General features: G+C 72.0%; 10 protein-coding genes. 7 read left to right on the top strand and 3 right to left on the bottom strand.

Translation table 11 applies throughout. The features are described 5' to 3' along the window. The first annotated feature begins 101 nt into the window (after window positions 1–101). Window positions 102–2,690 carry an ATP-dependent chaperone ClpB gene (gene clpB, locus ACIGEZ_RS07485; RefSeq protein WP_399827591.1) on the top strand — a complete coding sequence of 863 codons (2,589 nt, stop codon included), beginning with the start codon at window positions 102–104 and terminating at the stop codon, window positions 2,688–2,690. Between the two features lie 140 nt (window positions 2,691–2,830). Continuing rightward, the gene (locus ACIGEZ_RS07490) at window positions 2,831–3,358 is read left to right on the top strand and encodes a YbjN domain-containing protein (protein ID WP_399826991.1); all 528 of its coding nucleotides are present in this window, start codon (window positions 2,831–2,833) and stop codon (window positions 3,356–3,358) included. Window positions 3,359–3,380: 22 nt separating this feature from the next. Here the strand turns inward: ACIGEZ_RS07490 and ACIGEZ_RS07495 are convergent, their stop codons facing one another. Continuing rightward, entirely contained in the window at window positions 3,381–4,514 is a 1,134-nt protein-coding gene (locus ACIGEZ_RS07495; RefSeq protein ID WP_399826994.1) for a glycosyltransferase family 39 protein, read from the bottom strand. A gap of 159 nt (window positions 4,515–4,673) precedes the next feature. After that, window positions 4,674–6,443 carry an NlpC/P60 family protein gene (locus ACIGEZ_RS07500; protein WP_399826996.1) on the bottom strand — a complete coding sequence of 590 codons (1,770 nt, stop codon included), beginning with the start codon at window positions 6,441–6,443 and terminating at the stop codon, window positions 4,674–4,676. A gap of 210 nt (window positions 6,444–6,653) precedes the next feature. Between ACIGEZ_RS07500 and ACIGEZ_RS07505 the strand changes: the two genes are divergently transcribed. Both ACIGEZ_RS07505 and ACIGEZ_RS07510 read left to right on the top strand, forming a co-directional pair. Continuing rightward, window positions 6,654–7,139 carry a prevent-host-death family protein gene (locus ACIGEZ_RS07505; RefSeq protein WP_399826999.1) on the top strand — a complete coding sequence of 162 codons (486 nt, stop codon included), beginning with the start codon at window positions 6,654–6,656 and terminating at the stop codon, window positions 7,137–7,139. Continuing rightward, window positions 7,136–7,486, top strand: a complete 351-nt coding sequence (locus tag ACIGEZ_RS07510; RefSeq protein WP_399827002.1) for a hypothetical protein — start codon at window positions 7,136–7,138, stop codon at window positions 7,484–7,486. Before ACIGEZ_RS07505 ends, ACIGEZ_RS07510 begins: the two co-directional genes overlap by 4 nt. Before the next feature lie 72 nt (window positions 7,487–7,558). Here the strand turns inward: ACIGEZ_RS07510 and ACIGEZ_RS07515 are convergent, their stop codons facing one another. Further along, on the bottom strand, window positions 7,559–8,740 hold the full coding sequence (locus ACIGEZ_RS07515) for a pyridoxal phosphate-dependent aminotransferase (RefSeq protein WP_399827004.1): 1,182 nt from the start codon (window positions 8,738–8,740) through the stop codon (window positions 7,559–7,561). Window positions 8,741–8,857: 117 nt separating this feature from the next. Between ACIGEZ_RS07515 and ACIGEZ_RS07520 the strand changes: the two genes are divergently transcribed. From ACIGEZ_RS07520 to ACIGEZ_RS07530, 3 genes are all read left to right on the top strand, one after another. After that, window positions 8,858–9,061, top strand: coding sequence for a hypothetical protein (locus ACIGEZ_RS07520; RefSeq protein WP_399827006.1), 204 nt, complete (start codon window positions 8,858–8,860; stop codon window positions 9,059–9,061). Between the two features lie 458 nt (window positions 9,062–9,519). Next, the gene (locus tag ACIGEZ_RS07525) at window positions 9,520–10,038 is read left to right on the top strand and encodes a DUF2617 family protein (RefSeq protein ID WP_399827008.1); all 519 of its coding nucleotides are present in this window, start codon (window positions 9,520–9,522) and stop codon (window positions 10,036–10,038) included. Between the two features lie 75 nt (window positions 10,039–10,113). Beyond that, on the top strand, window positions 10,114–11,886 hold the full coding sequence (locus ACIGEZ_RS07530; protein WP_399827011.1) for a spermidine synthase: 1,773 nt from the start codon (window positions 10,114–10,116) through the stop codon (window positions 11,884–11,886). The last annotated feature ends 5 nt before the right edge of the window (window positions 11,887–11,891 follow it).

Here is an 11,891-nt window from a genome sequence, read left to right on the forward strand (position 1 = left end):
CTTGAGCGGAATGGACTCAACTTTGTGTACGTTGGATGAGTCAAAGAGTCGACCCGGGCCGACGTGACGACGAGTCCGGCTTCGAGGAGGAGACCCCGCACGTGGACGCCGAACTGACCAACAGGAGCCGGGACGCGCTGAACGCGGCGAGCAGCCGCGCCGTGTCCCAGGGGCACGCCGATCTGACCCCCGCGCACCTACTGCTTGCGCTGCTGGCCGGTCAGGACAACGAGAACATCACGGACCTGCTCGCCGCCGTCGAGGCCGACCAGGCCGCCGTGCGCAACGGCGCTGAGCGACTGCTCGCCGCCCTGCCCAGCGTCACCGGGTCCACCGTCGCGCCCCCGCAGCCCAACCGTGAGCTGCTCGCCGTCATCGCCGACGCCGCCGAGCGCGCCAAGAAGCTCGGCGACGAGTACCTGTCCACCGAGCACCTGCTCATCGGCATCGCCGCCAAGGGCGGCCAGGCCGGCCAGGTCCTCGACCGGCAGGGCGCCACCGCGCACCGGCTGCAGGACGCCTTCGAGAAGTCCCGGGGCGGGCGCCGGGTGACCACCGCCGACCCGGAGGGCTCGTACAAGGCCCTGGAGAAGTTCGGCACCGACTTCACCGCCGCCGCCCGGGAGGGCAAGCTCGACCCGGTCATCGGCCGCGACCACGAGATCCGGCGCGTCGTCCAGGTCCTCTCCCGTCGCACCAAGAACAACCCCGTCCTCATCGGCGAGCCCGGCGTCGGCAAGACCGCCGTCGTCGAGGGCCTCGCCCAGCGGATCGTGAAGGGCGACGTCCCCGAGTCGCTGCGCAACAAGCGGCTGGTCTCGCTCGACCTCGGTGCCATGGTCGCGGGTGCGAAGTACCGCGGCGAGTTCGAGGAGCGGCTGAAGACCGTCCTCTCCGAGATCAAGGAGAGCGACGGCCAGGTCATCACCTTCATCGACGAGCTGCACACCGTCGTCGGCGCGGGCGCCGGCGGCGACTCCGCCATGGACGCCGGCAACATGCTGAAGCCCATGCTGGCCCGCGGCGAGCTGCGCATGGTCGGCGCCACGACCCTCGACGAGTACCGCGAGCGGATCGAGAAGGACCCCGCCCTGGAGCGCCGCTTCCAGCAGGTCCTGGTCGCCGAGCCGAGCGTCGAGGACACCGTCGCCATCCTGCGCGGGCTCAAGGGGCGCTACGAGGCCCACCACAAGGTGCAGATCAACGACAGCGCGCTGGTGGCCGCGGCGACCCTCTCCGACCGCTACATCACCTCCCGCTTCCTCCCGGACAAGGCCATCGACCTGGTCGACGAGGCCGCCTCCCGGCTCCGGATGGAGATCGACTCCTCCCCGGTCGAGATCGACGAGCTCCAGCGCTCCGTCGACCGGCTCAAGATGGAGGAGCTCGCCCTCTCCAAGGAGACCGACGAGCCGAGCCGGCAGCGCCTGGAGAAGCTGCGCCGCGACCTCGCCGACCGCGAGGAGGAGCTGCGCGGCCTCACCGCCCGCTGGGAGAAGGAGAAGCAGTCCCTCAACCGGGTCGGCGAGCTGAAGGAGCAGCTCGACGAGCTGCGCGGCCGGGCCGAGCGCGCCCAGCGCGACGGCGACTTCGACACCGCCTCCAAGCTGCTCTACGGGGAGATCCCGACCCTGGAGCGCGAGCTGGCGGCGGCCACCGAGGCCGAGCAGGAGGCCGCGAAGGACACCATGGTCAAGGAGGAGGTCGGCCCCGACGACATCGCCGACGTGGTCGGCTCCTGGACCGGCATCCCGGCCGGGCGCCTCCTCGAGGGCGAGACGCAGAAGCTGCTGCGCATGGAGGACGAGCTCGGCCGGCGCCTGATCGGCCAGAGCGAGGCCGTGCGGGCCGTCTCCGACGCCGTGCGCCGTACCCGGGCCGGCATCGCCGACCCCGACCGGCCCACCGGCTCCTTCCTCTTCCTCGGCCCGACCGGCGTCGGCAAGACCGAGCTGGCCAAGGCGCTCGCCGACTTCCTCTTCGACGACGAGCGGGCCATGGTCCGCATCGACATGTCGGAGTACGGCGAGAAGCACTCCGTCGCCCGCCTGGTCGGCGCGCCGCCCGGCTACGTCGGCTACGAGGAGGGCGGCCAGCTCACCGAGGCCGTGCGCCGCCGCCCGTACAGCGTGGTGCTCCTGGACGAGGTGGAGAAGGCCCACCCGGAGGTCTTCGACGTCCTGCTCCAGGTCCTCGACGACGGCCGCCTCACCGACGGCCAGGGCCGCACGGTCGACTTCCGCAACACGATCCTGATCCTCACCTCCAACCTGGGCAGCCAGTTCCTGGTGGAGCCGCTGACCAGCGAGCCCGAGAAGCGGGAGCAGGTCCTGGAGGTGGTCCGGGCGAGCTTCAAGCCGGAGTTCCTCAACCGCCTCGACGAGATCGTGGTCTTCTCCGCTCTGGACCAGGCCGAGCTGTCCCGCATCGCCCGGCTCCAGATCGACCGCCTGGCCCGCCGCCTCGCCGACCGGCGTCTCACCCTGGACGTCACGCCCGAGGCCCTGGCCTGGCTCGCGGAGGAGGGCAACGACCCGGCCTACGGCGCGCGCCCGCTGCGCCGCCTCATCCAGACCGCCATCGGCGACCGCCTCGCCAAGGAGATCCTGGCGGGCGAGGTCCGCGACGGCGACACCGTCCGGGTGGACCGCTTCGAGGGCGGCCTGATCGTGGGGCGGGCCGAGCGGTAAGGGGTGTCCCGGGCCCGCGGTCCCCGGAACGCGGCTCGGACGCTCGTGTTCCGCCCGCAGCGGATAGCGCCGTGGGGACTTGCCACGTACCGCCCGCGATGAGGGAGGATGGCGGGCATCCGTACGAAGGGAAAATCCCGGTGAGCATCGACCCGTCCTCGATTCCCAATTTCGGGGCCCAGCCTCAGGCCGCAGGACCGGCGGGCCCCGTCGTTCCCGACCAGGACCTGGTCAAGCAGCTCCTCGACCAGATGGAGCTGAAGTACGTCGTCGACGACGAGGGTGACCTCGCGGCGCCGTGGGAGGACTTCCGCACGTACTTCATGTTCCGCGGCGAGGACGAGCAGCAGGTCTTCTCCGTCCGCACGTTCTACGACCGCCCCCACGCGGCCGACGACCGCGCCAGGATCCTCGACGCGATCGACGACTGGAACCGCCGCACCCTGTGGCCCAAGGTGTACACGCACCTGCACGAGGAGGAGGACGGCTCCGCCACCCTCCGCCTCATCGGCGAGGCCCAGATGCTGATCGGCACCGGCGTGGCCCTGGAGCACTTCGTGTCCTCCACGGTCAGCTGGGTCCGCGCGTCGATCGAGTTCGACAAGTGGATCGTCGAGCAGTTCGGTCTCGAGGCCCCGGAGGACAAGGAGTCCGGCGACTCCGAGTAGTCGTCCCGCACAGGACCCCGCGTCACAGGGCCATGCGCGCGAGCGTCAGCGCGTACACCCCGAAGGCGAACGAGAGCCCGGCCAGGCCCGTGATCATCACGATCGCGGCGCGTGGCCGGGCTCTCGTCACCGCCCGGGCCAGCGGCAGCAGCAGCGGGAAGGCCGGCAGCAGGAACCGCGGCTTCGACTCGAAGAAGCCCGAACCGCCGACGGTGATCAGGACGAGGACGCCCGTGTAGACCAGGACCGGCAGCGGCGGCCGCTCCACCAGCGCGAGCAGCGCGAACAGCAGCACCCCCGCCCCGGTGATGAGCAGCGCCATCACGTAGCCGAACTGGGTCGGCCCCTTGAGCATCTCCCGTACGAAACGCAGCGCACCCCGCCCGAAGTCGAAGCGCGAGGTCCAGCCGTCCTGCACGGCGAAATAGCCCCCGAGCAGATCGCCCCGGCGCGCACCCACCCACAGCAGGTACGACAGCCAGCCGGCCGGCGCGAGGAGCGTCCCCGCCCACAGCCGCCACTCCGCGGCCGCCCGCCCGCGCCGCCGCCAAAGCTCGAACGCGGCGGTGGCCAGGACGGCGGCCGCGACGGCCACCCCGTTGGGCCGGGAGAGCCCGGCGAGCGTGGCGAGCGCGCCCGCCCACAGCCAGCGGCGGGTCAGCAGCGCGTACAGGGCCCAGGCCGCGAAGGCGGTCATGAGCGGTTCGGTGTACGCCATGGACAGCACGATCGAGTGCGGCAGCAGGCCCCACAGCAGGACGAGCACGACGGCGACCGGCCGGCCGGCGAGCCGCTCGGCGACCAGGTAGACGCCCCAGGCGGCCGCCCCCGCCGCGAGCCAGGAGAGCAGCAGCCCGGCCGTCCCGCCGGAGACCGGCAGCACGCCCGTGACGGCGCGGACGAGACCGGGGTACAGCGGGAAGAACGCCAGGTCCGACTGCTCGCCCCCGTCGGCCCAGTGCAGCGTGCGGCCGTAGCCGTGGGCGGCGATGTGCGTGTACCAGTCCGAGTCCCAGGACTTCGCGAGCAGCGCCCGGGGCGACCGCCCGACGTGCCAGGCCCACAGCGCGAGCACCAGCATCCCGGTGAGCCGGGCGGCCGCGAAGAGCCCGAGGGCGGGCGCCGCGCGATGGAGCGAGGCCCGCCACCGCGGCACGCGCCGGGCGGCTGCCGGCGCGGTGGTGGCGGTGGCGGTGGACGCCGGGCGGTCGAGCGTCTCGGCGGACAGGGGGCACCTCCGTGCGCGCGGGAATCCGGTCTCTACCCGACAAGCGGTTTACCGGACCGGACCCGCGGAACGGCGGGGGCGCGCGGATCAGAAGCGGCGGATCACCCGCAGCGTGTTCGTGTACAGGTCGCCGTTGCTCTCGGTGGTCTTCGGGTCGCCGTCGAGGATCGACTTGCCGCCGAGGTCGGACATGGTCGGCCCGTTCGGGGTCTTGCGGCTGGAGACGAAGCGCTTCTTGCCCTTCTGGTCCACGCCCATGTAGATGCCGATGTGGCCGCCGGCGTCCGAGTCCTCGTCCGTGTCGAAGAAGACCGCGTCACCGATGCGGAGGCCGTCGAGCGGCGGGACCTGGCCGACGCCGCCGTCGGCGATCTTCACGCCGGGGCCGGAGGCCGCCTGGTCCTTCGACTCGCGGGGCAGGTTGACGTTGTCGAAGTTCCGGTAGAGGACCATCGGGATGCCCATGTGGTGGCCGTAGACCATCCGGACGAAGCCCGAGCAGTCGAGGTTGTGGCCCGACTGCTCCAGCTTGCCGGTCTCGCCGTTGGGGAAGGGCCAGTCGTCGATCCCCATGTACTCGTGGAAGTCGGCGCCGACCTTGCGCAGCCCGGTCACCGGGTCCGCCTCGCTGTACCCGGACTCGCCGAGCACCTGGGCGCCGCCCCGCGCGGGGTCGGTGACGGCGGGCGCGAAGGGCCGGTACATCGAGGAGTACGCGAGGACGTCCGGCGAGGTGTCGCCCGCCCAGGCGCGGATCTGCTGCTCCAGCGCGGGCGTCCAGGAGCCGCCGAAGGGCTCCGGCAGGACCCGTACCCAGGTGTCGTGGGTGACCAGCGGCGGCTCGGCCCAGGTGGCCGAGTCGATGGTGAAGTCGTAGATCCGGGCCTGCGGGATCACGGTGGCGCCGACGGAGGCAAGACCCCGGACGCCGACGGTGCCGGTCCGGAAGACCTTCGCCGCGTCCTTCTCGGGGTCGTGGACGCTGTGCTGCCAGGTGCCGGGCTCCGTCACGCCCGTCCCGTGCTTCCAGGCGCGGGCCCGCAGCAGGTCGCCGGTCTTCTCCACGCGGACCCACCAGTGGTCGAAGGCGGCGAAGCCGGTGCCGACCGTGACCGGCGCGCTGAGCGTGGTCGAGGTGTCCGCCAGCTCCTTCTCCAGCACCAGCTGGACGTCTCCCGCGGGGGTGACGATCAGCCGGGCCCGGTAGTGGTTGTTGACGTCCTTCGCGGCGAAGACGAGGCCGAGCGAGACGGGTGCGCCGGCCGGGAGCCGGTCGAAGGAGAAGCGGGCGGCCGCGTAGACGTCGCCGATCGCCCCGTCGGGGAGCAGCGAGTAGCGGCTCTTGTTGGCGGCGAGCGTGATGGCGGCCCGGCCGCTCTCCAGGAAGTAGTCCGCGTCGGCGCCGTTGTGGTGGGACCACGTGCCGCCGCCGGGGGACATGCCCCAGCCGCCGGTGGGCGGGGTCCGGTCGAAGGCGTCCTCGACCTTCTTCTTCTGCTCGGTGAACCAGCGCTTCGGTCCGCGCACCGTGACCGTCCTGGCCCCCGTGGTGAGCGTGGCGAGCACACCCTTGTCGTCCGAGACCTCCAGGCCGCCGGCGATCGTACGGGTGGTCAGGGCGCCCGCCGGGTGGGCGGTGAAGTGCCAGGCGTCGGTCGGGTCGACCAGCATCGGCAGCCGGACGCCGGGACCCTGGGCGACGACGGGCTCGGCCGGCGGCACCGTCACCGCCGGGACCGTGGCGGGCGCGGCGCTCGCCGTCGGTGCCGCGGCGAGCGGCAGGGCGCCGCCCGCGGCGACTCCGGCCAGCGTGGCGAGGGCCGCTCTGCGGCTCGGTGAGAACTTCGGTGCGGACATGCGCGGGTACCCCCCAAGGCGGAACGCGCTCGATCGGATGACCGAACGAGGGGACCCTACCCGCGCCGCCCGCTCAGCCCGCGGCCAGCCTCTTCAGCCGGTCCACCGCCTCTTCGAGGACCTCCGTCCGCTTGCAGAAGGGCAAGGCGTGAGCACGGAGCACCAGGGAAAACTCTGGCACTCAGAACACAATCTGAGTACAGTCTGAGTATGAGCCTTGCTTACCTGGGAGCCGAGCCCGAATCGGTTTCGTTCACGGATCTGTCGAGAAACCCGAAGGCCGTAGCCGCCCGGGCCGCCGCCCTCGGTGCTCTGCGTGTCACGCATCGGGACGCACCCGACATGGTGCTGACGACGGCCGTGCACGCGGAGCGCACCGAGGAGAACCTCACGACGGCGTCGCGGCTCTTCCTCGCACTCATGAAGCACGATGACGGAGCCCGGTCGCTCCTGCTGGCGCTGCCCGAGGTTTTCCCTTGGGTGCGGCACCTGGACGGCGAGGAGATGCGCGCTTTCACGGTGGAACTCCTGGAAGCACTTTCCGATGCGGCAGAACTGGGTGCCAGGGAGGCTGTGCACCGGGCGCTCGTCTCCTGGAGGGCGACGGCTCGTATCAACGCGGATCCGGAGCAGCTCAAGGAAGCTCTGCGTCCGCTCGACGGGGGTGACCTGGGGCCGGTCGAGGTGGGCGGGTGAGCCCGAAGAAGGGTGATCGTGTCAGCGTCCCGCCCCTGAGTGGGTGGAACGTGGTCTTCGGAACCACGGAGGCGGTGACGGGCTGGGAGGAGCTGTGCCGCGTGGCACTGCCCAGCGCCCACAGATGCCTGGAGGCGTTGCGCACCGACCCGCTGTCGCGTGACAACTGGAACCGTCAGCACCAGCTACGCGGAAGGCTCTCCACCAAGGAGTGGAAGGGATCCGCGCTGGAGCAGTGGGAGTTCGAAGTCACGAGTGGCGGCCGCGTGCGCTATTTGGTCAGCCCGGAAACGGCGACCGTCATTCTGGTCTACGCGTCCACTCGGCATCCCAGGGACACCGAGTAGCTCGTAGCTCCTGTGCGGCACAGGCCTGGCTGGAAGACCGGGCCCATGCCCGCATGTCCATCCGGCCCGCTCTCAGCGGGCCAGCCGACCGAGGCGCTCAACCGCCTCCTGCAAAACAACCGTCCGCTTGCAGAAGGCGAAGCGGACCTGGGTGCGGCCGGCGTCGGGGTCGTCGTAGAAGACGGAGTTGGGGATGGCGACGACCCCGCAGCGTTCGGGGAGGGTGCGGCAGAAGGCGTGGGCGTCCTTCTCGCCGAAGGGGGTGATGTCGGTGGTGATGAAGTAGGTGCCCCGGGGCTGGTAGACCTCGAACCCGGCGGCGCGCAGTCCGTCGCCGAGCAGGTCGCGCTTGCGTTGCAGGTCGGCGCGGAGGCCGTCGTAGTACGCGTCCGGCAGGCGCAGCGCCTCGGCGATCGCGCTCTGGAACGGGCCTGCGCTGACGTAGGTCAGGTACTGCTTGGCGGTTCGGACAGCGGTCACGAGTTCCCGTGTGCCGGTAGCCCAGCCGACCTTCCAGCCGGTGAAGGAGTACGTCTTGCCGGCGGAGCCGATGGTGACGGTGCGCTCCCGCATGCCGGGCAGGCTCGCGAGCGGCACGTGGACGGCGTCGTCGTACACCAGGTGCTCGTACACCTCGTCGGTGACGACGAGCAGGTCGCGCTCCTGGGCGAGCTCGGCGATCGCGGTCAGCTCGGCGGGGGTGAGGACGGTACCGGTGGGGTTGTGCGGGGTGTTGAGCAGGATCAGCCGGGTCCGCCCGGTGACCGCGGCCCGCAGCTCGTCCAGGTCGAGCGCGAAGGCGCCGTCGTGCGGGCGGAGGGTGACCGGGACGCGGGTGCCGCCGGCCATGGCGATGCAGGCGGCGTACGAGTCGTAGTACGGCTCCAGGGCGATGACCTCGTCGCCCGGCTCGACCAGGGCGAGCAGCGCGGCGGCGATGGCCTCGGTGGCCCCGGCGGTGACCAGGACCTCGGTGTCGGGGTCGTACGCGAGGCCGTAGCGCCGCTGCTGGTGCTCGGCGACGGCCGTGCGCAGCTCGGGGATGCCGGGGCCGGGCGGGTACTGGTTGCCGTGCCCCTCGCGCAGGGCCCGGACGGCGGCCTCGCGGATCTCGTCGGGGCCGTCGGTGTCGGGGAAGCCCTGACCCAGGTTGATCGAACCGGTCCGGGTGGCGAGTGCGGACATCTCGGCGAAGATCGTGGTGCCGAACTCCGCGAGCCGTCGATTGAGCAGCGGTCGTTTCATGACCGTCATCCTGGGGCGAAGCTCTGGATTTGCTCAAGTGCGCTTTGGGCCCGGTTCGGGGCGGGCATCCCCCTGTCACGAAGGGCCCGCGAGTGAAAGGGCCCCGCAGGAAATCGGGGGATTCCCATGGAAGCGTTTCTGATCATCGCGTTCTTCGCCCTTGTGGTCATCGGCTTCTCGTCGGCCTCGGGCGGCTCCCGCCGTCGGCGTCGCCGCCGCCGCGGCGGGTGGTCGAGCGGCGGTGACGGCGGTGGCGGCTGCGGCTCGTCCTCGTGCGGCTCCTCGTGCGGTGGTGGTGGCGGCTGCGGTGGCGGCGGCGGAGGCGACTGACGGGACGGCCGACGGCATAGGCCGACGGCATAGGTCGACGGCAGTGACCGACGGCAGTGACCGACGGTAGTGACCGACAGCAGAGACCGACAGCAGAGGCCGACGGCAGAGGCCTACGGCGGAGGCGACTGACACGGGGCCGTCGGCTCCGCCGGACCGCGCGGTGCCCGGCGGGGGCGTACAACGGCCGCCGGGCACCTTTCCGTTGGCGATTGTGGGAACCACGCTATCGATTCCGACTGAACAGTTGAACCGTGGGGCCCCCGAGGGGATGGAAACCACGTCAAGTTGGGTAAAAACGCTGTGAGCCGGCTGCGGTTCATGATTCCCTCGCTGTTGAGAACATCCAGCCCTCGGACCGTGTGTGGACCCGAGCCGGCGATCCCCACTCCCGGTCGAGAACACCTGTCCGGGACGCCCCCGGCCCACCCGTCAAACCGTGTTTGCGGAGCCGACCCATGCTCACGACCCTGAAGACCTCCTACACCGACACGCGTGCGGCCGACCTGGCCTGGGCGCTGGGGCGCGACCCGCTGCCCGCGCTCGCCGTGCTCGATCTCGAACTCGCCGGGGCCAAGCTGCAGTTGCGGCTGCTCGGCGCCTCCCACCAGGTGCTCCTCGAGGAGGAGGACCGCAGCTGTTCCGAGACCGTCGCCTGCATGCCCGGCAGCAGTACGCCGCTGCCGCTGGGCGTGTCCAAGCGGGTGGGCGAGTGGGAGTACGAGTTCGCGGCCCGCGTCGAGACCCTCACCCAGGGCTCGTTCGCCGGCCGCGCGCAGGAGCTGCTCGCACTCGTCGCCGACCATCCCCACGGCCTCGCCGGGACCTTCCCCGGCTCGCCGCACGCCTTCACGGCGATGCTGGCGCAGCGCCACGAGGGCCAGGTGCGGTGGCGTACCTGGCACGCCTACCCGCAGGAAGGGCAGTTGGTGGTGACCAGGACCCGGATCGGAGCCCGTATGCCCGTCGCACTCTGACGCGCCGTCCCAATGCCTCAGGTGCACTCGTGTGGGTGACAGGCGGCGACTGGCGCGTGACGTAGCGTTACGGGCATGATCGACCCGCCCGTGACCATGCCCCTGCCACCCAAGCGGGCGGTGCGGCTGCCAGAGCGGCCGGGCGCGGTGCGGTATCCGGTGCTCGCGGTGGTGTTCGTCTGCGCCGCCTGTGGGCTCGTCTACGAGCTGGAACTGGTCGCGCTCGCCTCGTACTTGATCGGCGACTCGGTCACCCAGGCCTCCGTCGTGCTGTCCGTCATGGTCTTCGCGATGGGCCTCGGCTCGCTGCTCGCCAAGCGGCTGCGCTGCCGTGCCGCGGTGGGCTTCGGCCTGGTCGAGGGCGGCCTCGCGCTGATCGGCGGCTGCTCGGCGATGGTCCTGTACGCGGCCTTCGCCTGGCTGGGCGAGTCCCGGTACGTCCTGGTGGCGTTCTCGCTGGCGATCGGGGTGCTGATCGGGGCGGAGATCCCGCTGCTGATGTCACTGATCCAGCGGGCGGAGTCGATGCGTTCTCCCGAGTCGGTGCGTTCTCCCGAGTCGGTGCGTTCGGCGGATTCGGGGCGCGGTGCCGATTCGGGGCGCGGTGCCGAGCCGGGGCGCGGTGCCGAGCCGGGGCGTCCGGCCGCGAGTGGCGGGGGGCTGCGGCGGGAGCAGCACGACGCGGCGGGGACGGTCGCCGACCTCTTCGCCGCCGACTACGTGGGCGCGCTCGTCGGCGGGCTCGCCTTCCCGTTCCTGCTGCTGCCCTGGCTCGGTCAGCTCACCGGCGCGCTCGTCACCGGCGCGGTCAACGCCGTCGCCGGCGGCGGGCTCGTGCTCTGGCTGTTCCGCCGTGATCTGACGGTCCGTTCGCGCGTGCTGCTCGTCGGTGCCAACCTCTCCGTGCTCGCCGTCCTCGCCACCGCGACCGTCCTCGTCGACGACTTCGAGCAGGCCGCGCGCCGGGCGGTGTACGGCGACGACGTGCGGGTCGCCGTACAGACCGGGCTCCAGGAGGTGGTGGTCACGGGGGAGCGCGGCGGGCCGCCCGACCTGTTCCTGAACGGGCGGCTGCGGGTCGGCGGCCAGGACGAGTACCGCTACCACGAGGCCCTCGTGCACCCCGCGATGAACGGGCCGCACGCGCGGGTGCTGATCCTCGGCGGCGGCGACGGCCTCGCCGCCCGCGAGGTGCTGCGCTACCCCGACGTCCGCGCGGTCACCGTCGTCGAGGTCGACCCCGGCGTCGTCCGCCTGGTGCGCACCGATCCCGGGCTCGCCGCGCTCAACGGGAACGCCTTCCGGGACCCGCGCGTGGACGTCGTCTACGGGGACGCCTTCGGCTGGCTGCGCGGCACGCGGCCCGTGCAGGAACGGTACGACGTGGTGATCTCCGACCTGCCCGACCCCGGCATCACCCCCAGCGCCAAGCTCTACTCGGAGGAGTTCTACGGACTCGCCGCCGGCGCCCTTACGGACGGCGGTCGGCTCGTCGTCCACGCGGGATCGGCGAGCGCCCGCCCCCGTACGTACTGGACGGTCGACGCGACCCTGCGCGCGGCCGGATTCGCCACCCGCCCCTACGGCGCGAGCGGCCGCGGCTCCAGCTTCGCGGCCGGCCCGGACCGGGCGGACCGCGCCTCGGGGGCGCCGGCGCCGGGCGCGGGCGAGTGGGGTTTCCTGCTCGCCGCCCCGGGCCCCCGCCGGCCCGCCCTCGGCCTCGCCCCGGCAGCCCCCAGCCTGCGCTCGCTCACCCCCGGCACCCTGACCGGCGCGGAAAGCCGCATGGAACGCACCCGCCACGCGGCCGGACTCCCCCCTTCGACACTGGTCCACCCGCGCTACTGAGCTCC

The organism is Streptomyces sp. NPDC085481, from assembly GCF_044541845.1.
Classification (GTDB): Bacteria; Actinomycetota; Actinomycetes; order Streptomycetales; family Streptomycetaceae; genus Streptomyces.

Excerpts from the sequence above, each read along its gene's own strand:
- ACIGEZ_RS07530 (WP_399827011.1), top strand. The coding sequence starts at position 10,114 with ATGATCGACCCGCCCGTGACCATGCCCCTGCCACCCAAGCGGGCGGTG.
- ACIGEZ_RS07515 (WP_399827004.1), bottom strand. The coding sequence starts at position 8,740 with ATGACGGTCATGAAACGACCGCTGCTCAATCGACGGCTCGCGGAGTTC.
- ACIGEZ_RS07505 (WP_399826999.1), top strand. The coding sequence starts at position 6,654 with ATGAGCCTTGCTTACCTGGGAGCCGAGCCCGAATCGGTTTCGTTCACG.
- ACIGEZ_RS07520 (WP_399827006.1), top strand. The coding sequence starts at position 8,858 with ATGGAAGCGTTTCTGATCATCGCGTTCTTCGCCCTTGTGGTCATCGGC.
- ACIGEZ_RS07525 (WP_399827008.1), top strand. The coding sequence starts at position 9,520 with ATGCTCACGACCCTGAAGACCTCCTACACCGACACGCGTGCGGCCGAC.
- ACIGEZ_RS07500 (WP_399826996.1), bottom strand. The coding sequence starts at position 6,443 with ATGTCCGCACCGAAGTTCTCACCGAGCCGCAGAGCGGCCCTCGCCACG.